This is a genomic window from Secundilactobacillus oryzae JCM 18671 (genome assembly GCF_000740055.1).
GTDB classification, from domain to species: domain Bacteria; phylum Bacillota; class Bacilli; order Lactobacillales; family Lactobacillaceae; genus Secundilactobacillus; species Secundilactobacillus oryzae.
This window is the reverse complement of the sequence record NZ_BBJM01000008.1, coordinates 36399-61871: the sequence shown is the minus strand read 5'-3', so window position 1 is coordinate 61871 and position 25473 is coordinate 36399. Positions and strand designations below refer to the sequence as shown.

General features: G+C 40.9%; 24 protein-coding genes and 1 pseudogene. 6 read left to right on the top strand and 19 right to left on the bottom strand.

All coding sequences use genetic code 11. From position 1 onward, the window contains the following. Positions 1-102: 102 nt before the first annotated feature. Positions 103-405 (top strand): annotated as a pseudogene (locus LOSG293_RS03390) (glycerol dehydrogenase); the annotation flags it as partial. A 482-nt stretch (positions 406-887) separates the two neighbouring features. Here the strand turns inward: LOSG293_RS03390 and LOSG293_RS03385 are convergent. Further along, positions 888-1271, bottom strand: a complete 384-nt coding sequence (locus LOSG293_RS03385; protein ID WP_034527029.1) for a winged helix-turn-helix transcriptional regulator — start codon at positions 1269-1271, stop codon at positions 888-890. Positions 1272-1427: 156 nt separating this feature from the next. On the opposite strand from LOSG293_RS03385, the gene LOSG293_RS03380 reads away from it, so the two are divergent. After that, entirely contained in the window at positions 1428-2606 is a 1179-nt protein-coding gene (locus LOSG293_RS03380) for an MFS transporter (RefSeq protein WP_034527026.1), read from the top strand. A 29-nt stretch (positions 2607-2635) separates the two neighbouring features. Here the strand turns inward: LOSG293_RS03380 and LOSG293_RS03375 are convergent, their stop codons facing one another. Genes LOSG293_RS03375 through LOSG293_RS03340 form a run of 8 tightly spaced genes read right to left on the bottom strand, consistent with a single transcriptional unit; the run spans position 2636 to position 9943 of the window. Beyond that, positions 2636-3454, bottom strand: coding sequence for an oxidoreductase (locus LOSG293_RS03375; protein WP_034527022.1), 819 nt, complete (start codon positions 3452-3454; stop codon positions 2636-2638). A 44-nt stretch (positions 3455-3498) separates the two neighbouring features. Then, complete coding sequence (gene citG / locus LOSG293_RS03370; protein WP_034527019.1) at positions 3499-4371, bottom strand: triphosphoribosyl-dephospho-CoA synthase CitG; 873 nt, start codon at positions 4369-4371, stop codon at positions 3499-3501. Further along, positions 4368-4922: a citrate lyase holo-[acyl-carrier protein] synthase gene (gene citX / locus LOSG293_RS03365; protein WP_051907191.1), complete on the bottom strand. Its 555-nt coding sequence runs from the start codon at positions 4920-4922 to the stop codon at positions 4368-4370. Before citX ends, citG begins: the two co-directional genes overlap by 4 nt. A gap of 60 nt (positions 4923-4982) precedes the next feature. Then, positions 4983-6521: a citrate lyase subunit alpha gene (citF, locus tag LOSG293_RS03360; RefSeq protein ID WP_034527013.1), complete on the bottom strand. Its 1539-nt coding sequence runs from the start codon at positions 6519-6521 to the stop codon at positions 4983-4985. Then, positions 6511-7425: a citrate (pro-3S)-lyase subunit beta gene (gene citE / locus LOSG293_RS03355; protein WP_034527010.1), complete on the bottom strand. Its 915-nt coding sequence runs from the start codon at positions 7423-7425 to the stop codon at positions 6511-6513. Before citE ends, citF begins: the two co-directional genes overlap by 11 nt. 2 nt (positions 7426-7427) lie before the next feature. Continuing rightward, entirely contained in the window at positions 7428-7721 is a 294-nt protein-coding gene (gene citD, locus LOSG293_RS03350) for a citrate lyase acyl carrier protein (protein WP_034527007.1), read from the bottom strand. Beyond that, positions 7711-8766, bottom strand: a complete 1056-nt coding sequence (gene citC, locus LOSG293_RS03345; protein ID WP_034527005.1) for a [citrate (pro-3S)-lyase] ligase — start codon at positions 8764-8766, stop codon at positions 7711-7713. The genes citD and citC overlap by 11 nt, the downstream gene beginning before the upstream one ends. Positions 8767-8782: 16 nt before the next feature. After that, the gene (locus LOSG293_RS03340; protein WP_034527048.1) at positions 8783-9943 is read right to left on the bottom strand and encodes an NAD(P)-dependent malic enzyme; all 1161 of its coding nucleotides are present in this window, start codon (positions 9941-9943) and stop codon (positions 8783-8785) included. A 193-nt stretch (positions 9944-10136) separates the two neighbouring features. Between LOSG293_RS03340 and LOSG293_RS03335 the strand changes: the two genes are divergently transcribed. Further along, entirely contained in the window at positions 10137-11084 is a 948-nt protein-coding gene (locus tag LOSG293_RS03335; protein ID WP_034527004.1) for a sugar-binding transcriptional regulator, read from the top strand. Here the strand turns inward: LOSG293_RS03335 and LOSG293_RS03330 are convergent. The 8 genes from LOSG293_RS03330 to nagE form a co-directional block, all read right to left on the bottom strand. After that, positions 11081-11869, bottom strand: a complete 789-nt coding sequence (locus tag LOSG293_RS03330; protein ID WP_034527003.1) for an alpha/beta fold hydrolase — start codon at positions 11867-11869, stop codon at positions 11081-11083. The two genes, LOSG293_RS03335 and LOSG293_RS03330, sit on opposite strands and share 4 nt — an antisense overlap. Before the next feature lie 61 nt (positions 11870-11930). Continuing rightward, complete coding sequence (locus LOSG293_RS03325; protein ID WP_034527001.1) at positions 11931-13352, bottom strand: anion permease; 1422 nt, start codon at positions 13350-13352, stop codon at positions 11931-11933. 59 nt (positions 13353-13411) lie between these two features. Continuing rightward, positions 13412-14344, bottom strand: coding sequence for an L-lactate dehydrogenase (locus LOSG293_RS03320; protein ID WP_034526999.1), 933 nt, complete (start codon positions 14342-14344; stop codon positions 13412-13414). 207 nt (positions 14345-14551) lie between these two features. Continuing rightward, entirely contained in the window at positions 14552-15439 is an 888-nt protein-coding gene (locus LOSG293_RS03315; RefSeq protein WP_034526996.1) for a LysR family transcriptional regulator, read from the bottom strand. A gap of 57 nt (positions 15440-15496) precedes the next feature. Further along, on the bottom strand, positions 15497-16888 hold the full coding sequence (locus LOSG293_RS03310) for a flavocytochrome c (protein ID WP_034526994.1): 1392 nt from the start codon (positions 16886-16888) through the stop codon (positions 15497-15499). Between the two features lie 24 nt (positions 16889-16912). Next, positions 16913-17467, bottom strand: coding sequence for an NADPH-dependent FMN reductase (locus tag LOSG293_RS03305; RefSeq protein WP_034526991.1), 555 nt, complete (start codon positions 17465-17467; stop codon positions 16913-16915). A 115-nt stretch (positions 17468-17582) separates the two neighbouring features. Continuing rightward, positions 17583-18980, bottom strand: a complete 1398-nt coding sequence (locus LOSG293_RS03300; protein WP_034526989.1) for a class II fumarate hydratase — start codon at positions 18978-18980, stop codon at positions 17583-17585. Positions 18981-19300: 320 nt separating this feature from the next. Further along, positions 19301-21283: an N-acetylglucosamine-specific PTS transporter subunit IIBC gene (gene nagE, locus LOSG293_RS03295; protein WP_034526987.1), complete on the bottom strand. Its 1983-nt coding sequence runs from the start codon at positions 21281-21283 to the stop codon at positions 19301-19303. A 210-nt stretch (positions 21284-21493) separates the two neighbouring features. Here nagE and LOSG293_RS10255 point away from each other — a divergent pair, with 210 nt between their 5' ends. From LOSG293_RS10255 to LOSG293_RS03290, 3 genes are all read left to right on the top strand, one after another. Next, the gene (locus tag LOSG293_RS10255; protein WP_268870189.1) at positions 21494-21619 is read left to right on the top strand and encodes a hypothetical protein; all 126 of its coding nucleotides are present in this window, start codon (positions 21494-21496) and stop codon (positions 21617-21619) included. 18 nt (positions 21620-21637) lie between these two features. Next, positions 21638-21796 (top strand): hypothetical protein, encoded by a 159-nt coding sequence (locus LOSG293_RS09920; RefSeq protein WP_160171697.1) that lies wholly within the window; start codon positions 21638-21640, stop codon positions 21794-21796. 70 nt (positions 21797-21866) lie between these two features. Then, positions 21867-22313, top strand: coding sequence for a DUF2188 domain-containing protein (locus tag LOSG293_RS03290; RefSeq protein ID WP_034526985.1), 447 nt, complete (start codon positions 21867-21869; stop codon positions 22311-22313). A 167-nt stretch (positions 22314-22480) separates the two neighbouring features. Here LOSG293_RS03290 and LOSG293_RS03285 read toward each other — a convergent pair whose 3' ends face one another. Together LOSG293_RS03285 and LOSG293_RS03280 are read right to left on the bottom strand one after the other, a co-directional pair. Continuing rightward, entirely contained in the window at positions 22481-23659 is a 1179-nt protein-coding gene (locus LOSG293_RS03285; RefSeq protein ID WP_034526983.1) for a hypothetical protein, read from the bottom strand. A 162-nt stretch (positions 23660-23821) separates the two neighbouring features. Then, a complete protein-coding gene (locus LOSG293_RS03280) occupies positions 23822-25399 on the bottom strand; it encodes a YfcC family protein (protein ID WP_034526980.1) in 1578 nt (525 codons plus the stop codon). Positions 25400-25473: the final 74 nt, after the last annotated feature.

The window sequence follows — 25473 nt, the reverse complement described above, 5'->3', positions numbered from 1 at the left end:
AGATCAGCTCCTAAAAGATGGGTTTGTGGTAAACACCATTTTAAAGGAAGCTGATCTTTTTTGTCCGAACAGCGTTCGGATTAATTTTACAATCTACCAAATGGCGAAATCGAAAATCTCCTACATGGTGAAAAAGTCGCATACGGTTACTTGTGTGAATTAGTACTTGATAACGTGCCTGAAACCGAATTAGACAAGTTTATTGATTTCAACCAATCACTTGGTCTACCAACAACCTTAAAGGATCTCCATCTTGAAGACGTCAGTTATGAGGACCTTCTCAAAGTCGGAGAACAAGCCACAATTCCAGCTGAAACCATTCACCAAATGCCGTTTGAAGTCACTGCGGCGGACGTTGCCAACGCCATTGTGACGGTCGATCAATACGTAACAGCTCGTCATTAATGAAAAAACCTGAGCCCATCACTGTTCGGTGTTGGACCCAGGTTTTATTGGTTATAATATTCAAGTAAGGTAGTTCGGCGGTGCTAATCTCCAAGAAAGAAGTGATGCCTATGTGTATTGATTCGATCAGAAAGGATTGCGCTTGTGCAGGAATTGATGCTCACCTTGATTATTGCGTCACCAGCAATATTAGGTGGCGTAGCAAAGATAATCTTGGCCTATGCAGAAGTTTTGAAGGCAAGAAAAAAGAACCGCTAACCTTGGCCGGAAGACGGTTCTAAACCAGTAATAAAGCTATAGTCTTATTTCATTACCACGGTTGACTTTTAACGGTCTTCCGTGGTTTTTTACGTCTTGATTATAGCATAGAAATTTTTCAGTGCTTTATGAAGTTATCTAGCGCTAAAAAGGATCACTTATGATTACTCAATAAATTTTGGACAGTATTTTCAAATGAACGCCTTAATCAGGCTGCACATCTATTATTTTGTCATTTTTGCCATCTCATAGCCTTCATGCCTCGGATGCAACAAGGTAACGTCCTGATGCTCCGCTTTCAATTTAGCCACGCGTTGCTCGCCCCAAATGGACATTTTCACCAATAGGTCACTCAGTGTACGGCCATAATCCGTCAGACCATACTCAACTTTAGGTGGAACTTGTTGGTAGACTTCGCGCGAGATGATTTCATCTTCTTCTAGCTCACGCAACTGCTGCGTGAGCATTTTTTGCGTAATTTGTGGAATGGCGCGCCGTAGTTCACCAGTTCGCATTTCACCGTTACCCAAATGACACAGGATAATCGGCTTCCATTTGCCACCAATGACGTCCAAAGTGGCTTCGACTCCAATATGATAAGTTTTCATGTGTACTTCCCTGCATGGGTACTAAAAAGTGCCTACGATACTAAATAGTGCGTACTTGTTTTGAATCACCGTGCCACTATAATGGGAAATTGTATCAAATCGAGCCACTATTTGAAAGAGCTTGGTTTAATTTAATTCAAAACAGGAGAAAAACTCATGTCTATTACGTACAACAAACGCACCGCTGTTGGAACGTTGCTTGCTTTAGCCATCAGCGCTTTTGCGATTGGTTCTACTGAATTTATTAGTGTCGGCCTATTACCCATGCTGGCCAACCAATTTGCTATTTCAATCGAAACAGCTGGCCTCACCGTTTCCATCTACGCCCTCGGTATCACAGTAGGCGTACCATTGATGACTTTAATCACCGGCCAAATTCCGCGTAAGCAGTTATTACTTATCACCATGTTACTGTTTATCGCCGGCAATTTAACTGCAGCTATGGCGCCAAGTTTTGCCATCGTACTAGTGGGACGGATCATTGCCGCGTTAGCACACGGAATTTTCATGACGATTTCATCCCTCATCGCTGCTAATGTGGTGACGCCTGACCGCCGTGCAAGTGCCATCGCCATCATGTTCACCGGACTCACCGTTGCAACCGTAACCGGTGTGCCCTTGGGAACCTTTATCGGTCAATTAGCTGGTTGGCGGCTCTCCTTCATCTTCCTTAGTGTCATTGGGATTATCGGCCTGATTGCCAATTTCAGTCTCATCCCCAGCAGTTTACCTAATCCAGGGAAGACTCCACTAACCGGGATTATCACGGTCTTCAAAAACCGTAAAATTACCTATGCGCTTCTGATGACCGCTTTAGGCTACGGTGGCACCTTCGCCGTTTACACCTACATTTCACCTATTTTGGAAAATCTAATGGGCTACTCCACTTCGGCTGTGGTTTGGCTATTGGTGATTTACGGTGTCATGGTCGCCATTGGTAACACGGTTGGTGGTCGCCTCGCTAACTCCCATCCCGAGCAATCACTCATTAAAATGTTTGCCGGTTTGGCAGTCGCCTTAGCCCTCATCGGCTTCTTCATTCACTCAGCCATCTTGGGTTTAATTGCCGTACTGTTAATGGGACTGTTCGCCTTCATGAACGTCCCCGGCTTGCAACTCTACATTGTAACCGTTGCTGAAAAGGAAGCACCACAGACAGTTACTATGGCCTCAGCACTCAATATTTCCGCGTTTAACATCGGAATTGCGCTTGGCTCCATGCTTGGTGGGCAAGCTACCGCCCACTTTGGTCTCGCCCAAACACCTTGGGTCGGCATCGTCATGGTCTTAATCGCGATTTTCATTAATTGGCGGCTGATTCGCATTAATCACTAAAAAAAGTCCTCAATCGAGGACTTTTTTGCTTACATAAATTTACGACTAATTTTATCAAATACGCGGTTCGGCACTAGATGGGCAAGCACGACACTAGGCTTAGCGCCAAATCCGGTTAAGTATCGTGTACGCGGGTGTCGGCTAAAGCTTGCTTTGGTAATCACTTCAGCAATCTTGTCTGCCTTGGTCAGAAAACGGCTATTGTGGTACATGTTTTGAAAATTAGCGACTTGTCTTGCGACCGCTTCTTTATACGCACCGTCACCAGAAGTATTCTGCAGATTCTGAATTGTAATATCACCCCAGTTGGATTCAATCGCCCCTGGCTCAATCACAACTACTTTGATACCAAAGGGTTCCACTTCCAATCGGAGTGCATCAGAGAAACCCTCCACCGCAAATTTAGTGGCATGATACCACGCTCCGAACGGCGTCCACACTTTTCCAGCCATCGAGGAAATGTTGATGATCTTTCCGGATTTGCGGAACCGCATACTAGGTAAAACCAGTTTGGTAAGTCGCGCAATCCCCAAGACATTCACATCGAGTTGTCGCTTAGCCTCTTCGATTGGAACATCTTCCACCGCACCATACGAACCGTATCCAGCGTTGTTAATCAATACATCAATTCGACCCTGTTCAGCCAAAATTTGATCGACTGCTGCTTTCGACTCACTATCGCTGGTGACGTCTAGCGCGATAGCGTGGCCACCAGCTTCAACAATGGCTTTCATATTATCCACATGACGGGCACCACCATACACAATTGCCCCTCGTTCAAGCAATTTTAGTGCGGTTTTGAGCCCGATACCAGAACTGGCACCGGTGATGAGAATGACTGGTTTCATGGTGTGACCTCCCCTTACTTCGTTTTTCTAATTCATAGGTAAGCTTATAATAATCCTTCACGAAAACCAATGAATATAGTCAAAATAAGCAAGTCTGCCGATCCACCCAAACTAAGATTTTTTTTATCAAACTCTTCATTTAAGTATTTCAGGAAATTCATACCTTCTTCGGTTCGACTGCCACCTAGTTCAAAATATTTTGTTGATTGTTGTTTTGCCCAATCAATAATTTCAACTGAATTTGCTCTTTTTATAAGGTTTGTGTCAATTGAATTGCCGAGAATACTCATTAAAGTATCTAGTAGTCGTTCATTGGTTGACCCCTGGCTTCTCTTTAAAGCAGGTAGGGCAAACTCTGTAAGTACAGGAAAACCACTTTCTGCCTCCCCACGAATGCCTTTAATACCATGAGTTAAATATTCCCGTTCGCCAATTGTTAATTCTTCAGGATTCTTATTTTTAATATCTTTAAAATCATTTTCTGTTAGTCCTTTTAGCATTCTTTTAACAATTTCCATAATAGAAAATTTAAGTTCTAAATTTGAAATCCGAAATGACTCTGCAGTCACTAAGACACCCAGAGAAAAAATTGCGCCCTTATGCGTGTTAACACCTTTAGTGTTTTTAAACATTGTTTTTTCAGCATCAATTCCAAATGATCTAATGGCTTGAAAAAGTTTAATTAGATCATTTCCAGTAAATGTTGCGCCTGCATCAATACATTGATCAAAATAATGCCGAAGTCCCACAGAACTATCTATAAAAGTAAAAACGTTCATATCTGGATGAGGCCCTTGAGCAACAGGATCTACCAGTCCCGGTTTTGGAAAAGTAGTCACTTCATAGAGCAATGCTCTCAAAGCATCAGAACCAATTTGATAGTATTGTGCATTGATGACCGATCGTCCTCTGCTCATGCCATCTCCCCGTTTCCAAATTCTTTGTCATACACCTGAGTAATTTTTGCTTGTAGATCCGCAACAGTATGCCGTCTGGATCTCGCACATTCTCGAGCGGGTCTATTACAAATGAAGCATCTCCGAACAGGCAGATTTAACTCTGTCCGCGACATAGGACCTTTGTGACTGCTGGTCAAAACATCTAAATCAAATAATCGTCCCAATCTGTCAGTATCCTCAAATTCTGCTGCTAAGGCTTTTACTGTGAGTGCAGGTTCTCTTAGGAGAATAAATGCCTCGCTTCCTGAATCTTTATTGGCTTGCTTTAATATGACTGGTTCATATGTTTGTTCCTTCATAAAACTCAAGAATCGAGCCATTCCCGTTTCGAACAATTGATTAATCCACTGATTATTTTTAATTGGGCCCGGAATATTCAATTTAGCCGCAATGATAGTGTGTTTAGGATTCTCTTCCAAAAGCTGTTGCTGGTACGAAACCCGATCATCTTTATTTTTCAAAACGTCACTAATTCCCTGAGGATTACCTTCCCTGAAAATAGATTCCAATTCGATTCACTTCCTCTTAAAAAAGCACCGTTTATTCAACGGTGCTTCACTATTATATAACTAATCTTTAACTTCTCGAATTGTGTCAATCAATGTACCATCACGATATTCAATGAGTGCCACAGTACGATCTGTAAATTCTAGTGGCTTAGGTTCACCCACTTTATCTTGAGCCATTTTTTGTAACTCTTCAATAGAATAAACTGGCACACCTGGCAACGAACTAAGTGCAGAAATTAAGTCTTTTCTATTTGGATTAATCGCAATCCCATATTCTGTTACAAGAACATCTACAGATTCACCTGGAGTAACGACTGTGGTAACGTCTGGTACCACAGTTGCAATACGTCCACGAACCAATGGAGCAGAGATAATTGTCAATTTTGCAGTTGCTGCATCTTGGTGTCCGCCGATAGCGCCACGGATAACCCCATCAGATCCTGACATAACATTAACATTGAATTTTGTATCAATTTCTAGTGCACTTAAAATAACAACATCCAATTGATCTACCATTGCACCTTTGTTATCTGGATCTGCATACCATGAAGCATCAATTTCTTGTTGCTTCCCATTTGTGTGCATTGATTCAGCTGCACCTTTATCAAAATCTTGAACATCCATTACTCGGTCGATTAAACCTTCGTTCAACAAATCAGTAGTAGGCTTTGTTATTCCCCCAAGAGCAAAGGACGCATGAATTTGATTATCAATCATTGCTTGTCGTAAATAACGTGTAACCGCTAATGCTGCTCCACCGGAACCAGTTTGGAAAGAAAAACCATCCTTGAAGTATGGTGAGTTAACGATGACGTCGTTTACAGTTGAAGCAATTTTTAATTCCTTAGGATCTTTAGTGAAACGAGTAGCACCTGACCCAATTTTTTCTGGATCACCAACTTTATCAACTTTTACAACGTAGTCTACCTGTGTTTGACGGATAGAAGCTGGTGTATTGGGATATGGTTTAATATTGTCTGTCAACAATACAACTGTATTTGCATACTGAGCATCCATTAAAGCATAGCCAAGAGAACCAAAAACTGCATCCCCTTCCATACCATTGGCATTTCCTAATCGGTCTGCGTTTGGTACGCCTAGGAAGGCAACATCAATCTTAATGTCACCATGCTCGATTGCTCTGGCGCGATTACCATGTGAACGGAAAATCACTGGATTTTCTAGTCCACCATGAGATACAAAATCACCTAACGAGCCGCGCATTCCTGAACTTGTAATATTAGTAACTGTGCCGGCTTTAATGGCTTCAATCACCATATCATTCATTACATTAGTCAATGAGGAAGGCGCTAACGTCAAATCTTTAATGCCTTGGTCAATAATTTCTCGCATTACGGCATTGAACACAAAGTCCCCATTTCGGAAATGGTGATGGAATGAAATTGTCATGCCATCTTTTACAGTGTTTTTAACGACTTCCTTGATAGAATCGACAACTTTATCATCACCAGTTGAAACATGAACTGTTGGTGCGACACGCTGAATAGATGGATGGCCTATTTCAGTCGTCTCAAAGGCCTCGTAACTAAGGCGCTTCAATAACTCCTCTGGTAATTCGCGATTTACACTATTTTTCAAGATAATTTCCCTCCTCATCAAGTAAGTTAGATGCCTTGGCTAGCATCATAACTCTTTGTGCTCTTAGAACAACTGGCCGATCAACCATTTGACCATTCATTGAAATAACACCTGAGCCCTTTAACTTAGCTTCTTGAATGGCATTAATCACATTTTTAGCATTCTCAATTTCCTTTTCAGTAGGTTGATAAACTTCATTAACCATTGGAATTTGACGTGGATTAACTAATGATTTTCCATCAAATCCAAGTTGATGAATATAACGGGTCTCTCGATAGAAGCCTTCTGTATCATCCATATTTGTAAATACAGTATCAAACGCAGCAATTCCCGCTGCACGAGCTGCATGGAGAACCATGTTTCTAGCAAATTCAAGTTCCGCACCATCAGGATATCGGTGTGTCTTCATATCTGTTGTGTAATCTTCTGCCGAAAGTGCAACCCCAATCATTCTGTCAGATGCCGCTGCGATTTCTGCCGCGTTGATAACGCCTTTTGCACTTTCAATGGCAGCCATAACATGTGTCGATCCCACTTCACGACCAACCTCTTTTTCGGAGGCTTCAACATCTTTAACAAGCATTTGAATCATTTCTGCAGATTCTACCTTGGGAAGTCTAATAACATCAATACCAGCTTTAACCATTGCTTTAACGTCATTAGGATAATATGGTGTGTCCTGCCCATTCACTCTGACAACAAGTTCAGCTTCACCATAGTTTTGAGATTTCAGTGCTTCATAAACCAAGATACGTGCTGCGTCTTTTTCAGTCATAGATACAGCATCCTCTAAATCAAACATAATTGAATCTGCACCATAAATTCCAGCATCCTTCACCATCGCTGGATTATTTCCTGGAACAAACATCATTGTTCGGCGCAAACGTTCTTCAGTATCTGCCATGCTTACAGTACCTCCCATTCTGGTTTATCAGTAGTTCCCAATGCTCGTTGACCAGCAGCAATAGTTCTGGCCTTAATAACACAGTCTAAAGCGCCCTTATCTACGGCCTTAATTTTTGCACTTGTGACACCCAATTGTTTTAATGTATCTGTAATTACCTTAGTAATTTGATCACCAAATTGTTTCTTAACATCAGATTCCAGCTCAATTTCAAAATCGTTTGTACCTTTTGAAATCATAATTTGAATATCTGATGACTCTAAGGTCCCTGCGACTGCAGTTTGTTTAATTTCCATTAATATTCATTCCTTCCTGAATACGATGACTTAGTTGTTCTTGATTATCAGTAATAAATTGGTATGTCGGTGCTGGAACCAATGATTCAATTGCAGTAATTCTATTTTCTTGAATCAAGTGTCTAACCTCAGTGGCAGTGATAAAGTTCTGACTTTTTGATTTAAGACGCTCAATTTCCACTACTTGAATTTCCGGTGAAAGTTCCCGTTTCAATACCTCATTATATTTTTTGGTTGTTTTGGATAATGGCTCAGTTCCAACAAATCGCTTTTTTATGTTGAGGAATGGTGCGATTTGAGTTTTAAAAACCTGAGCATCTAAGGTGGTTTGATACTCTATTTCTTCGTCAGTAGACTTCAAGAAATATGCTGGAAATGTCGTATAGCTCACTAAATAGTCATTACCATTAATCACCGAAACATTTTCGAGATCACCGGTCCCCGCTTTAACCAGGCTAGTTCGCTCAACAGTAGTAAAAAGGGATAAATCTGTGCTTACAACGAAGACGTAAACATAGTCACTTTCACATGCTGCCTGTTCGACTAAATAACGATGACCATTCGTAAAGGGATTCGCATTCATCACAATAGCGGAAATACGCTTTTGACCTTGGTTACTAATTTGCGGGATTTCAGCAAGAAAATCTTGGATGCCTGGAGTTCCAGTTTCTAAAAACGTCCCCTCACTTGATCGTGCAAGCTCGTGAAAACCAAGGTGTTGAAAACTAGTAGAATATTTGACCTTGGTAAAAACAAAGATATGAAAAATTTTATTCTGAAATAAATAGTTTACTAAAGCATTTACGATTGTGTTAAATCGAGATCCTTGTGTGACGCCTTTGTTACAGACGCCAACATACTTTAGTGTGTTGCCAGCTAAAGAGCCAGTGGCAACAAGCTGATTATCCTCATAAATACCTAAAGTTTTATCAATTTTCTCAACTTCTTTGTCGGAAAAATTGCTAATATCTAGCGATTTCAAAAAATTTTGCCACCGCAACCTAACTTTAGAATCATGGAGATTTAATTCGACAATTTCGTTCAACCTACCACCTCCTCAACTATTTATTTTCAGAAGCATATTTAACTATTGCATTTACAACACTTGGCACGACTTTTTTATCAAAAACACTGGGAACAATATTTTTCTTTGTGGGCTTTTCTATAACATCAGCCAAAGCTAAAGCCACAGCTTTTTGCAAACTACTGTCAACCTGCTTAATGCCACTTTCTAGTAACCCTTTAAATAACCCCGGAAAAGCTAAAATATTGTTCACTTGATTAGGATACTGGCTTGAGCCAGTCGCCACAATTGCGGCCCCCGCTTCTGACGCTACTTGCGGGTTAATCTCTGGTTTGGGATTAGCTAACGCGAAAATAATAGGTTGGGCATCCATTTGTTTGACATCATCATCAGTCAAGACGTCTTGATCTGATAAGCCTATAAAGACATCTTGTCCTGAAATTACCTCTGAAAGAGATTTATGCTTGTCAGAACTGGGAGTGTCTAACTTTTGTGCTAAATTTTTCTGATAGTTATTGGCTGCTTCATCATCGCCTGTAATAACGCCATTAATGTCAACCAAAGTAATGTGCTTCGCACCTACTTCATACAATAGATTGGCCGTAGCAAGACCCGAAGCGCCAACACCATTAACAATAATATTGGCCGTTTCTAACTTTTTCCCTACTAGTTTCAACGAATTGATAAGTCCAGCCAAGACAACAATTGCGGTTCCTTCTTGATCGTCATGATACACAGGAATATCAAGTTCCCTTTTTAGTTTTTCTTCAATATCGAAACATCTTGGTGCTGCAATATCTTCCAAATGGATTCCAGCAAATGATAACGAGGTATTCTTAATAGTTGACACAAATTCATCAACATCTACCTGATCAATTGCAATTGGAATCGCATCTATACCAGATAAGTCCTTGTACAGAAGCGCCTTACCTTCAATGACTGGTAAGCCGCCTGCTGGACCTATGTTGCCTAATCCCAATACGGCTGAGCCATCAGTAATTAGAGCGATAAGTTTCCCACTCATTGTGTATTTATTTTTTAATTGGGGATTTTCCGCAATTAACTTTGAAATAACAGCGACTCCAGGAGTATAAGCCTGACTAAGATCATGTTTAGATTTCACATCCAACTCAGAATTAATATCTAGTACACCTGTATACTTTTCATGAAGCTTTAATATCTCATCCGTTTCAGTCAAAACATCATCCTTTTCTTTATGATTGTGCAGCATTTATCAAATCAATTAATAATTTAAGTTTACCTCTATTTTTAAATATTTTCAAATTTAGGATGTATTTTTAATAAATTTAAATTAGTTTCGACTTAAATGTAAGTTAATTAAACTTTTTTCTCAAAAATTGATATGATAGACCTTAATTAGGAGGCACATTATGGATGACACTAAAAATAAAGAGCAGCTAGCTAATCTGGCCAGAGACTTCTATCTCTCTAAAATGACAATCGCAGAAATATCGAAAAAATATAACCTAAGCCGTTACTTAATTTCAAAATCACTTGACGAAGCGCTTGAAACTGGTCTTGTTAAAATAAATATCAACGCCCCAATCGATCGAAATTTGGAGTTAGAAGCATTTTTTAAAAAGAATTTTAATATCCAAAATGCCTATATCATCAAGGATGCTGATTCTTCAAATGAAGACAGCGAAAATATTGTTGAATTCGCAGCTCAGACCATTCAAGAAATGATTACTCGAAATCGAATTATTGGTGTTTCCTGGGGTGGTACAGTTCTTAACACCATTAATCATTTTCAAAGCGAGGTGCGTGACGACACAGTTTTCACTCAATTTATGGGCGATAATTTGAAGTACAATTCCGTTTCTGGCTCGACGCCACTTGTTCAAAAGGCAGCATCCAAATATAGTGCAAAATACGTTACCGTACCAGGTCCACTATACATTCTGAACGACAATATTAGGCAATCACTTCAGGAAGAGCCTGCACTAGTTCCCGCATTTTCAATGATGTCTAAGATGGACATGCTATTTACCGGAATCGGGACCATCGCATCTATCAATTCAATCAGTACTTGGCGACAACACGTTCCTGAAATTCTTGAAAATGTTGATTTAGATAAGGTAAGCGGCATGCTGTACGGACGCCCATACGATATCAATGGAAATATTTTAACTTCCGGTAAAGATAAGTTTTTTGGCGCTTCAATGGATACTATTTTGTCTGTTCCTACTCGTTTGGGGATTATCAAAAGCAAATTCAAAGGACGTGCACTTCTTGGCGCCTTGCGTGGCGAACTTTTAACCGATTTTGTCACCAATGAGGGCGTGGCCAATCGAGTCTTAATGGAAATGAATAGTTAAGATTCTAGCCGATTCAAAAATTCCTCCAATATCTGGTTGAAACGTTCCGGTTGTTCCGCCATTACTAAATGCCCCGCATCTTCAACAATTTCGTACTCACCATGAGGTGCAATTTCTGAACTAATTTTTGCAAAATCTGGATTGAAGTATGGGGACTTTGCGCCAGCAACTGCTAGAAAGGGGACTTTCATGGTTCCTAAAACATCTCGCCAGTCTTGTGCATTGTGATCAAGCCGGAGCGGATAATTTAGTTCAGCATCGTAGGGATGTTTTAACCTCGCATTTTGTACTAAATCACGCGTTTCATCATCTATTTGCACTATATTTGCTTTTGCCATTGGAAGCCTCAATATTTCTGGAAATTCTGACCAGGTGAGCCCTTTATAGCCCAATTGCCAATTTTCATCATTTACCATCTTAGGGCTTTGATCTATATCCACAAAACCACTAAGTTTACTATCTCCAAACAAAGAAATATATGAAAAAATTGTCGCTACTCCCATAGAGTTACCTATAGCTATAAAATGATCTAACTTGAGCGCATCTAACACTTCAGCGAGGTCTTTCCCATGACGGCTCATGCGTCGCCCTAACACCGTATGCTCGGAACTTCCCTGATTACGCTCATCAAGGCAAATTACTCGAAAGCCCATATTGAGCAAAAATCGTTCAGTTGGATGCCATAGTTCTTTATAGCTTCCTAATCCCGCTAAAAGAAGAATCGGTACCCCTTGTCCTCTATCTGTATATTCTAATCGTACATTATCTTCCGTCATCAATTTCATTTTCGTACCTCAATATCTAATTAAAAAACAGCCCTGAATAATTCAGCACTGTTTTTTATTTTTACCAAAGACCGATAAGCTTCATCCATAAAGAACCAAAGCCAATCCAAATAATCAAATATACGATCCCTATAATGAAATTCATTTTCCACCAATCTTTTTGTGCAACATATCCTGAACCGAACATAGCTGAAGCAGAACCACTCGCATAGTGAGTCGTTGAGCTAAACAATGAAGCTGTATATCCAAGCATCAGCGCAGACATCGTTGCTGGTGCACCAGCAGCTATAGCAACTCCGAGCAAAGCACCATACATAGCCGAAACATGTGCTGTACCACTCGCAAATAGATAGTGAATATAGAAATAGAAGACACATAGGATAACCAACACAATCCCCCAGCTCATACCGTGAAGCGAGTTAGCAATTGTATGTGATAACCAAGGAATAAATCCGAGCTTTGTTAATTCATTCGCCATGAAGATTAAAATTGAAAACCAAACAACAACATTCCAAGCTCCACGTTCATTTAAAACATCATCAATGGTGATAACCCCAGTGATTAGCAATAATGAAACAGCAATAAATGCTACCAAAGTTGCTTCCATTCCGATGAAACTAGAAAGAATCCAAAGAACTAAAGCAATGCAGAAAACAGCCGCCATTAACTTTTCTGCAAGTGACATCTTGCCCATTTTCTCAAGCTCATCTTCAGCCCATTGTTTTGCATCTGGTGTATCCTTAATTTCAGGTGGATACATTTTATAAATAATATATGGCACAACCAAAAAACTAATAACACCGGGCAGAATACTTGCTGCCAACCAGCTAAACCACGAAATATGAACGCCAAAAGCAGTTGCTAACGATACCGAAACTAAGTTAGGCGCCATAGCAGTTAAGAAAATAGCACTATCAATAACGTTCCCGTGAAAGGCAGTATAAACAAGAAATGATCCAATTTTACGTCCTGTCCCATCCTCAGCTCTAGAACCAAATGAATGTGCAATAGAATCGACAATTGGTAAAACAATCCCACCAGAACGGGCAGTATTACTTGGAGTGGCTGGTGAAAGCACCAAGTCCACGCCCATTAATGCATAGGCAAGTCCCAAGGTTCTTTTACCGAATAATTTTACAAAGATAAGGCCAATACGCTTACCAAATCCAGTCTTAATAAATCCGCGAGACAAAATGTATGCCATGGCAATCATCCAGACTGTTCCGTTACCGAAAGCTAACATTGCATCGTCCAATGGCACTATGCCAAACAATACTGTTAGGGTAATCCCAATCAATGCAACAGCAGCAATTGGCAGTGGCTGTGTAATACAACCTAAAATGGTAGCAACGAAAATTGCTAAAATGTGCCAACCAGCCATAGAAACACTAGCTGGTTTTATTGGTGATGCAAACCAAACAATCAAACCCACGACAAGGGGTAAAATAAATTTTTTATAATCAACTTTAGACAGTTGTGACATTAGGAACACTTCCCATTTTTATTTTTGTGAATCAATTAACAATTGTTAGCAAAAAAATTTTAGGCTTTAACTTCCTCTAACACTTTATTCATTTCATATGCTGAATGCTGCATTTTTTTAGTTTCTTCTTCTGACAGCGGTACTTCTAGGACCTGTTGAATACCGTTACCATTAATGATTGATACAGTACCCAGATAAATATTCTTTAACCCATACTGACCATCCAGAGGTGCTGAAACCGGCAGTACCAAATCTTCATTCATCAGAATAGCTTTACAGATAATGCCAAGACTCATTGCTACACCATAGAAAGTAGCACCTTTGTAGCCAATAATTTTGCCACCTTTTTTCTTCACTTCAGACTCTAATTCTAGTAAATCATCGTCTGTAATATTTTGAATATCTCTAATTGCCTCTCCGGCAACTTTTGCCTCATCAAAATTGGCAAACGAACTATCACCATGTTCTCCCAAAACGTATGCGTTAATTTCTCGCACATCAACATCTAATTTATGAGCCAGCGCAACTTGTAACCGTGCTGAATCTAAAGAAGTTCCGGTACCAATGACTCTTTCTTTTGGAAATCCTGATAATCTTTGTGTCATGGTCGTTAAGATATCAACTGGATTGGCAGAGACTACAAAACAACCCTTAAATCCGCTCTGTACAACCGGTGAAATTATTGATTCTAAAATCTTAGTGTTCTTTTCAACTAGGTCAAGACGCGTCTCCCCAGGTTTACGCGGTACTCCGGCCGTAATAACAACAATTTGGGCTTCTGAAGCATCACTATAATCCCCAGTACGAACGGTAGCTGAACCAGAGAATGGTGTAATATCCTCTAGGTCCAATGCATCTCCCATAGTGTGATCTTTTTTTATGTCCACAATGACTAATTCATCAACGCCACCACTTTGCAAAATTGAAAAAGCAAAGGATGACCCAACGGCACCGTCACCAACCAAGATGACCTTATGCTTCTCTTTATTCATAAATATAAACTTCTTTCTTTTCCAAAGTTTGAACTATATTTCACATAAATTATAACATAATTATTTTATAAATGTTAAAAATATAAATAAATATTTATATTTTTAAAATAATAATTAATTAATTGACATTTATCTATAATTAATGACTATTTTTAAAAATCCAAAAAGTCAAAAAAATAAATAGCCTATCGCTACTATATTTTTCTATCAATCACTCAGTACAATTTGACTCATTAAATTAACGAACTGATCCTCTAATTCAGTCAATGGATAATCTTTTCGTATAGCGATTGAGATATTAAATCGTTCAGGTACCTCATCCTCCAACGGTATACTAACTAGTCTGTCTGTCGGATTAACTACATCTTTCACAATTAAACTAATACCCAGATTAGCGGCAACAAGCCCCTTTACCCATGCAATATCCGGGGGAGTATAAGTTACTCTAGGCGTTACTCCCGCAGATTCTGAATATGCTTTAAACGCTAAAGGATGTACATACTTACTGTCCAAATTAATAAAATCTTGATCCTTTAATTCAGCGAATTTTACTGAGCTTCGTTTAGAAATCTGATTATCAGGGCTTGCAATAATATTGAATGGTCGTTTACCTAAGTGAATAGATGTAAATTCTTCAAAATCCAAGGGTTTTATTGAACCCAACAATGCAATATTAATTTCTCCTTTTTTCAAGGCCGAAATCAAGTGACCGGATCCAGTCTCGACGACATCTGTCTGCTGCAAAATGCCACTTTTTAGCAATTTACCGGCTACTTGGGGAAAGTAAAGCATCCCAATAATTGGTGGTAATCCAAACTTGATTCTTTCTTGCTTAGCATCATTTATCTCAACATGTGCTAGCTGTAACTGTTTATTAATCTTTTGCGCATTCTTGTACAAGAGCTGGCCAGCTCTTGTTATATGGGTCTGCTGGTGAGCCCTATCTTGCGTAACTAATTCTACCTCAAACTCACGCTCAAGCCGCTTAACCGCCTGTGTAACTGCCGGCTGCGAGACAGAAAAAGTTGCTGCTACTCTCGTATATTTTCGTAATTCTACCAAGGACATAAAGTAATCTAGATCTTTTGTATTCACCGTGATCACCCATTTATCAAATTTATTATCAGAGTTATTCTAACACGATTGAATTTATTAGTTTTCTAAATACGTAAACACTTGTTGTCCCGCTTGGCGGCCAAAAATAACGGTTTCCGCAATGGAGTTACCACCAATTCGGTTGTTTCCGTGAAGACCACCAACAATTTCACCGGCTGCATATAGGCCTGGAATCGTTTGACCGTCTTCTTTAAGCACTTGCGTATCTTTGTTAATTGCAATACCACCCATAGTGTAGTGAACGGCAGGTGCGATATGGATTGAGTAGAATGGGCCATGAGAAATATCACGATCCATACCAGTTGTCCGACCGAATTCTGCATCATTCTTGTTTGCAATTGCAGTATTCCAAGTAGCCACTGCGGCTTGAAGGTTAGCTGCATCAACACCAGTCTCCTGGGCGAGTGCTTCAAGCGTTTCACCAGTCTTAACCAAACCAACGTGATCGTAAAATTCGATTGCTTTTACACGGTCACGAATACCGCGGTCGAATACTAAGTAAGCACCAGTACCACCGAGTGAATCGATAGCAGCTGTGACGTTCTTACGCGTATCAAGTTCGTTCACGAAACGCTTACCTTCGTTGTTAACCAAAATGGCACCTTCACCACGAACTGCTTCGCCAATCAAGAAAACATGGTCGAAGTCTTGTTGAACCGTTGGGTGAACTTGAACTTGGTCCATATCAACTGCTTTAGCACCCAATTTAGTAGCCAAGGCAATTCCGTCACCCGTAGCACAAGGTTGGTTAGTCGTCTTGTAGCCTTTAAGATCAGGACGGTATTTTGCCAATAAATCTTGGTTGGCACCAAAACCTCCAGTTGCAAGTACAACGGCACCAGCTTTGATTTCCTTTGGCGTACCATCAGCCGTTACCTTTAATCCACTGATTTTACCGTCTTGTTCAGTAATTTCATCCACTTTTACCTTATGGAAAATTGGAATTTCAAGTTTTTGGGCAAGTTTCAATAATTCGGTCACCAAGAAACCGCCGATTGGAGCCATTGAACTTGGACGATGGGTTCTCATCTTACTCATCCCACCGGTAATGGTGATGTCATCAAGCTGAATATCATGGTCAGCTAACCAATCAATTGCAAGCGCACTATGTTCCGTAAAGTACTTCAAGAGCTCAGGGTTATTGAGATTGCCACCACCCTTATAAGTTTCAGCATAAAAGTCTTCGAAACTGTCGACCACTTTGTGCTTTAATTGCACGAGTGTCTCAGCCGCGTTCATTCCTGATGAAGCCCGCGTGGTGTTGCCACCTAAACGGTCCATCTTTTCAAGAATAACGGGATTCAAACCTAATTCTTTTGCTTGGACAGCAGCTGTCAGACCCGCACCTCCTGAACCAATAACAACAAGGTCATATTGATTTTTTAACTCGCTAGCATCAGCGGGTTCGAATACAAATTTTTCTGGCATCGTAATGTCTCCTCTATTTTTAGTCTAGTTCATTGCGGGTTCTGCTAAAAAAGCCAAGTAGTTATCCATGCAAGTATCCAAGAACTTCAGAGTTCCTTCATCATTAAGATTGCCATTTTCGTCGAATTTATCCTTAACATTTGAAAGCATAAACTCGTTACCCGGTATCACCTTGGCGTTAACCCCTGGTGAGTCTAAAATCTGGCGTAAGTTCATTTGAGAACGAACCGTTCCCTGAATGCCGTATGAGGCGCCGACAATCATGACTTCCTTGTTATCAAATGGGTGACGTGAGCTAGATAACCATTCGATAACACTCTTTAATGCGGCTGGAATGGCATGATCATATTCTGGTGCTGCAATGATGACACCGTTAGCGGCTTCGATTTTATCCGCCATTTCGTTCACGATTGCTGGCGGATTCTTCATCCCATTTTCGCAGAACAATGGTACTTCGTTGATTTCTTGAATTTCAATATTAACTTTTTCCGCAAAGTGTTGCTTCATGAATTTTAACAGAATTCGGTTAAACGAAAAGTCTGCATTACTGCCGACAATTCCAATTAATGTTGGTTTCATTGATAATTCCTCTACTTTCTAATTCTCGTCTCTCAAAAAAACTAAAACGTGGCCGATACACAGGCCCATTACGCCAAGTGCTAATAGTAAAATACCTTCTACCATAGTTCAGGTCCTACTTGGTTTGATCGATGTTGGTCATCTTCAAAGGATCAACCCACTTGTCAAAGTCTTCAGCAGTGACTTTGCCAGAGTTGATTGCGGCTTCACGAAGCTTAACACCTTGCTTATCGGCTTCTTGGGCAATCACAGCACTGTCGTGGTAACCAATGTGTGGTGAAAGCGCCGTAACCGTCATTAATGAGTTATCGACCAATTCTTCCATTCGTTCAGCATTGACAGTCAAACCGTGGATCATCTTGTCGGCAAACCCGGTCATCGTTCCACGAAGCAAGTCAGCTGATTCCAAGAAGGCATCAATCATAACTGGTTTGTAGACGTTTAATTGGAAGTTACCTTGTGATGAAGCCATCGTCACAACAACGTCATTACCCATGACGCGAACAGCTGCCATTGTTAGGGCTTCTACTTGGGTTGGGTTAACTTTACCTGGCATAATGGATGAACCTGGTTCGTTAGCTGGAATGTTTAATTCGCCATAACCGGCACGAGGACCACTTGCGAGGAAACGAACGTCATTACCAATCTTCATTAAATCAGCAGCTAATGACTTGAAAACACCGTGGACCGCATTCATGCCTGAGTGAGCTTCAAGGCCGTAAAACTTGTTGGTATCAGCATCAAACGTAATGCCGTAAACTGCTGAAATACGTTTGGCAATTTCTGCATCGAAACCTGGTGCAGCGTTAAGTCCCGTTCCAACAGCGGTACCGCCCATTGGGAATTCGGCAACTGAACTGGCAAGTGCCTTCAGTGATGCAAGATCATGTTCCAACATGCTTGCCCAGCCACTGACCTCTTGACCAAATGTAAGTGGCGTTGCATCTTGCAAGTGAGTACGGCCAATTTTAACCGTTCGCCAGTACTTGTCTTGCTTAACTTTTAATTCAGCAATCAGGTGTTCAATCGCTTTTTCCAACTCTTGAACGGCAACACTTGCTGTGATGTTCATAGCCGTTGGGAAAATATCATTTGAACTTTGACCCTTGTTAACATCATCGTTTGGCAAAATTTCGATAGCTGAGTTTAACTTAGCAGCTTGGTGAGCCACCACTTCGTTGACGTTCATGTTGGTTTGAGTACCTGAACCCGTTTGGTAAACTTTTAGTGGAAAGTCCTTACGGAGGTCTTCATCAGACAATTTCAATAATTCGTCGATGGCTTCAACAATTAATTGACCTTTTTCTATGCTGATTTGGTTTAATTCTTGGTTAGCTTGTGCGGCAGCCTTCTTAATTTGAAGCAAAGCCCGAATAACATCAATTGGCATCAATTGACCAGTTGGAAAGTTGTTACGACTCCGTTCTGTTTGAGGACCCCATAAAGCTGAGGCTGGAATTTTAACTTCTCCAATGGTATCTGATTCAATTCGGTAATCGTCGACTGTTTGCATAATGATTCCCTCCAATAAATATTTTGGTATTTTATAAATGTGAAATTAGTAACATGAATAGGCAAAAAAACTTTACGCTGGAATAATAACTTACTTGTGAAGTTATAGTCAAAACCTGCCATACCTATAAATTTAACTTATGAGGTTGATATATCAACACTTTCGGTCGCTTTTTTAAATTGTGAAAACTAATTCAAAAATTTCATTTAAAATAAATATCAGTTTTTTATTGTATAACTATCGAACAAATCATTCCGAACAAAAAAAGATTCCAACCCTCATCCGAGGATTGGAACCTTCATCTAACTATTCAATTATGATTACTTCGTTGTAGTCGTTAATACCAGCGTTTCAGTCGTCACGTCATTTGCAACAGGCTTGAACTTCATGATACCAACAGCATCCATATTGGTGATAATCACGATCATTGCGGTGTCCTTACCGGCTGCCTTAATGGCATCCAGGTCAACTTGCGCCACAACGTCACCGTGCTTAACCGCTTGGCCGTCACTGACTTTAACGTCAAATGGATCACCCTTCAATTCAACCGTATCTAGACCCATGTGCAACAGGATCTCTAAGCCAGCGTCGGTCTTAAAACCAATCGCATGCTTAGTTGGGAAAACCGTCATCACAGTACCGTCAACTGGGGCCGTAATGGTACCAGTGGTTGGATTGATTGCAAAACCATCACCCAGCATTTTTTCAGCAAAAGTCTTGTCAGCAACATCTGCTAAATCAACGTAGTTACCGGTAGCAACACTGTAGAAGCTTTCAGTGACGCCACTAGTTGCAGTTGATGCAGCTGGTTCAGTAGCTGGTGCTGCCGTAGTTTCAACCTTGGTGATAGGTGCCTTAGTCTTGTACAAACGTTCCAACTCATCGGCGACGAATTGAACTTCGGTACCAATAACAATCTGCAAGTTGGTCTTATCAAGCTTGTTTAAACCAGGTGCCCCACTCCGCTTAATGGCGTTTTCGTTAATGGCATCTGTATCTTCTAGTTGTAAACGCAGACGAGTTGTACAGTTATCAACTACCTTGATGTTGTCTGCACCACCAATAGCTGCGTAAATTTTCTTTGCTTCAATCGTGTACTTATCATCACTGTCACTTGTCTCAACAGCATCTTCGCTATCCTCGTCATCATCAGTCACTGCCTCACGACCAGGGGTCATCAAGTTAAACTTCTTAATGGCGAAGTTGAAACCAAAGTAGTAAATAACTGCCATGACTAATCCTTGAAGGATCAGCATGTATGGCTGGTTAGCAATTGGGTTCTTGAAACTCAACACAAAGTCGACTAACCCTGCTGAGAAGGCAAATCCAGCCGTCCAGTGCATAAATGCAGCGAGCGCCAATGATAAACCAGTAAAGAGTGCGTGAATCACGTAAAGTGGCCATGCCACAAACATAAATGAGAATTCAAGTGGTTCAGTAACCCCAGTAAAGAATGAAGCTAAGGCGCCGGCTAACATCAATGAACCGACTTCCGCTTTTCGTTCTGGACGGGCATTTTTATAAATGGCGAATGCACCAGCTGGTAAGCCAAACATCATAACTGGGAAGAATCCAGCTTGGAACATCCCCGTAACCCCTTTAGTACCCTGTGAGGCAAGGAATTTACCAATATCATTGATACCAGCAACATCAAACCAGAAAACAGAGTTTAAGGCCTGGTGCAATCCAGTTGGAATCAACAAACGGTTGAAGAAACCGTAGAGTCCGGCCCCAACTGCGCCCAAGTTCACGATTGCTTCACCGAAACTAACGAGTGCTGAGTAAACAGGTGGCCAGATAAGGAATAAAATAGCACTAACAATCATCATGACGAATGCTGCCATGATTGGTACGAACCGTTTGCCACTAAAGAATGAAAGTGCCATTGGCAACTTAATCTCGTGGAAACGATTATATAATGCGGCCGCAATCAAACCGGCCATAATCCCGATAAAGACGTTTGAAATTTGAGAGAATGCGGGATCAACAGCGGTCAATTTAGCACCGGTTAACGCTGCAATAGTTTCTGGTTTCAAAACGTTGACTGGCAGTTCAAAGGCAACTAATCCGGCAAAGGCTGCTGCCCCGTCTTTGTCTTTAGCCATCCCCAGGGCCACACCAACGGCGAATAGGATTGGTAATTGGTTTAAGACCGCCAATCCACCTTGTAAAATAAAGGTCGCAACTGAATTTTGACCAAATGACAGCCAGTAATTAGCAATACCGACCAATAGTGCGGCTGCCGGTAATACGGCAACTGGAAGTTGCAGTGAACGTCCTAACCTTTGTATGTAAGCTTTCACGATGATTCCTCCTCGGGTTTCTTTCTATCTCTTGCTATCATGAGGTTTACCATTCTATGAAAGCGTTTGCAATTAGATTACAATTAGGATTTTTTTCGCTGTCATTGAAGTTTCGATTGATTGACTTCCATATAGGCAGCTGTATAATTTCCTTAACTATTATAAGCGTTATTTTATTCATTACAAGTCCATAGATAGGAGTGTTTATTCATGTCCTCGCTAAACCCAACGCATCGTTATTCACAACAAGCTGATCGTCGAACTAAGCAATTATTCAATACCTCCAATATTTTGATTTTACTGGCCGTCGTTTTAGCCATTGTCCTCAAGTCTTAGTGGTACCTGCTCATCATCGTGGCAACAGTGCTCTTTTGGCCAATTTACGTCCAAACTCGCAAGACGGTTGCTGTTTACGATTTAACCGACCAACAAGAACTGACCGTTAACAATCGTGAATGGATTCAATTTAAAAAAGACCATCCCGACCAAATTGGTAAGAATGGCGAAAAATAAGCATATTTCTTTTAACCCGATTCCGTCCTCCCTTACACTTGAGTCAATCAAGCAAAGGAGGACGTTTTTTATGCCATGGAGTATGACCGACTACCCTAATTCAATGAAAAATATGGATAACCTAGTTCGTAAAAAGGCCATTGATATCGCCAACGCCCTTGTTGTAGACGGCTATGCCGAGGATCGCGCCATCCCCATCGCCATGAAACAGGCCGAGCGCTGGTTCGAACACGCCTCTACCTCAGAAAAGACGGATTTCGATGAGGAACCTAATCCCACCAAACGGGACCACCATGAAAAGGATCCTTCCAAGGCCCGCCTTCTCGATGCCGATGAGGTGGTGCAGCATCAAGAAGATGGTTGGGCCGTTTTTGCGAAAGGCGCAGAACGCGCGAGTGATGTTTTCGAAACAAAGGCCGAAGCCGTTAAACGTGCACGAGAAATTGCTAATAACAAAGCATCTAACGTCCGAGTCTACCGAAAGGATGGGACGTTGCAGGAAATTCAAACACCTTGATGAGCGGACAATCAAAAAAAAACTAGCCTCTAAAGGCTAGTCAGCTTAAATCATCTATACTTGTATCAGGGACGTTGGTGAAAAACCAGCGCCCTTTTTTCGTCCAAGGCAGTATGACATCATAGCTAATGGGTTACATTTCCCCATTTAATCTGGATTATTTACTCCTATTCAGAATAGTCATCAGAAACTACATTCCATTCATCGCCATCCACCGTAATCTTATATTTTTCTAATTGCCCATTTTCATTGATTCGATAAAGTGCAGCTCGTGGAGATACAGACGGGGCAGCTCCTGCTGCCTTCATATTCTTTGAATCATGATTTTCTCGTACATCTATATACAGCAAGCCATCCTTTTGAAATTGTTCAAAGTAATAATCTGCCATCGTAAATTCATTATTCTTTCTAACATCGGACCACACCCACTTTTTAACCTGTTCCTTTGTTAGATTCGTTGTATCTTTACCCACTGAATTTGAAACTGCGTAACTTTGACCAGCTCCTACTTTAGTTAATGAAACCAACTTAGATCCAAAGCGAGTTCTAATCTTGCGACTACTTACATATTCAACCTTATATACGCTAAATAGCTCATTTCCAGAATATGATTTTAATAAGTAGGTATTCAGTGCAACCTGTTTAGACATTAAATGGTCGTTAATTCCCCAGCCATTCCCCTCAAGTTTCGCTTTTTTATCAGATTTATATAACACATTAACGCCCGTCAGACTGTCTGGCATGATACTAAATGTCACCTTGATGTACGGGTAGGTTGAATCATCGTCCCCCATAACAGTTCTTGTTTTCTCGAATCCTGACCGCCAACTAGCCTGTAACTTTGCTGGTGCGCTATCAGTCCATTTTCCATCCGTATCACCTACGACATAGCTCCCTTTGATATCCTTGTAGGTTGTTTGAATAGTGTAAAATTCGCCAGTAACTGAAAGTTTCAGCGAATAATTTTCCCCGGACGAACTGACCATCCGCAGATTATCTGGATTTCCAGCCTTTCCAATAGAAATAGAATTCACTTTACCATCTGCAATTACGCCGCGTTTTTCAGATATTAACTCCCAATGCCATGCCGAATTTTTCCAGTAAAAACTCGAGTACGTGAGCTCTCCACCATTAGTCCTAGTTTGTTGATCTTCGGCAAACTTCCCCTTGATCCGATTCAACGTGGACGTAATGTCAGAAGGTTTGGGACGAGCTGTTTTCGACTTTTTCGCTACCTTGGTGTCACTTGAAGACGAGTTAGCTTTATTTTGAGTTTTGGTCTGACATCCACCTAAAATAAGTGCAATCACGACAAAACCGGTAATCAATGAAATTTTCCCCTTCATAATATCTTCCAAATATCATTAATATTTTCTTCTTAATTCTAATATAATCATAATACAACATAATGTTCCTTTATAGCGATCAAACCTGGAATGACTTTCGCTATAGGGCTGTCAAAACCAAAACACCGTGGTAACCACATTGGCTATCACGGTGTTTTCTATCTAGTAAATCAGCACTTGTGCCACCAAGATACTGCCACCAAATACGAGCACGAAGACCACAACCGGCCAAACAAAACGCAACCAGTGAGAATACTTCATATCTAGCATTTGCAGCGTTGCCATCACTAACCCGGTTGGGGCCAGGAATAGCATTGCGTATTGACCAAACTGGTAGGCCGTCACGACGACGAACCGAGGAATGTTCACACTATCGGCAAGTGGTGCCAAGATTGGCATCGAGAGCACTGCCAACCCTGAAGAAGAAGGAACAATAAATCCGAGAACAAAGAAAATTAACAACATGACAATAATAAACATTGGACCGTTCATGTTCTTAACTAAACCAGATGAGAATTGAAGCATGGTGTCTGAAATCATCCCTTCATTTAAAACGAGGTTGATACCACGTGCCAATCCAATAATGAGTGAAACCCCGACAAGACTTGAAGCCCCATTCACAAAGGCATCCACAACCCCTTTTTCGCCGATTCCAAATTCACCGGTTGCCGTTAGGAACATGATTAAAATGGCAAAAAGTAGGAATGATGAGGCCATGGTTGGAAACCACCAACCTTGGGACATTACGCCCCAAACCATAATTGGGAAAGTAACAACAAATAGAACTAAAATAATCTTTTTTCGAATCGTGAAGGCCGCTTTTTTTACTTTAGTTTCGTTCGATTCGCCGGTAAATTCCTCCTCTGAGGTGACCGACCACATTTTATCGAACGATTCCTTGTCTTCATATGAATATGAAAACTCTGGATTCGCTTTGACCTTTTTGCTGTACCAGTGCAGGTAGACAATGATGAAGATGGCCGCAACCGCACAACCAAAGATCCGCCAATCTAGTCCTTGCGTGAAACTGGTTCCAGCAGCATTAGATGCAATCACAACTGAAAACGGGTTAATCGTTGAAAACGAGGTCCCGACCGAACTGGCCAGGAAAATGGCCCCCACGCTGACAATCGAGTCGTAGCCCATCGCAATGAAAACGGGGACCAAGATTGGGTAGAATGCCACGGCTTCCTCTTCAATCCCACACAGAGTACCACCCAGCACCATTAGAATCGCAACGAAGAAGATAAGTAAGAACTCATGACCCTTGGTTTTTTTGGTAAGTGCCAGGAGGCCGGATTCAAACGCCCCGCTGGCCTTAACGACACCAATTAATCCACCAAGTACGAAAATGAAGACCATAATATCTACGGCTTCAATCGTACCCCGGACCATGCTACCAGTCACATCCCACAAACTAGCTGGTCGCTGTTTCAACCGTTGATAGGTATTCGGGACTGATACCGCCTGCGTAATACCGCCGTTAGTAAACTGGGAAATTTTAATTTTAACACCCAATTGATCTAGCGACTTTTGCGTTGCCGGCAGCTTCTTATCGCCACTGTTGGGCTGTTGAACCACCAGTGTCGAACTAGTAGAATCGTATGAAAGTTTTGAATAGGAACCGGCCGGAACCGCCCACGTTGCCAGAACGGCAATAATGGTTAATGCAAACAAAATGACAAAAGCCCCGGGCATTTTCAGCTTAAATTTTTTCTTCTTATTAACTGTCGCATCCATGATTTTCCCCCATTTGAGATTTAATAATAGCTAAATAAAAACACGATTTAATGACTTTAGGGTAAGCCCATTAA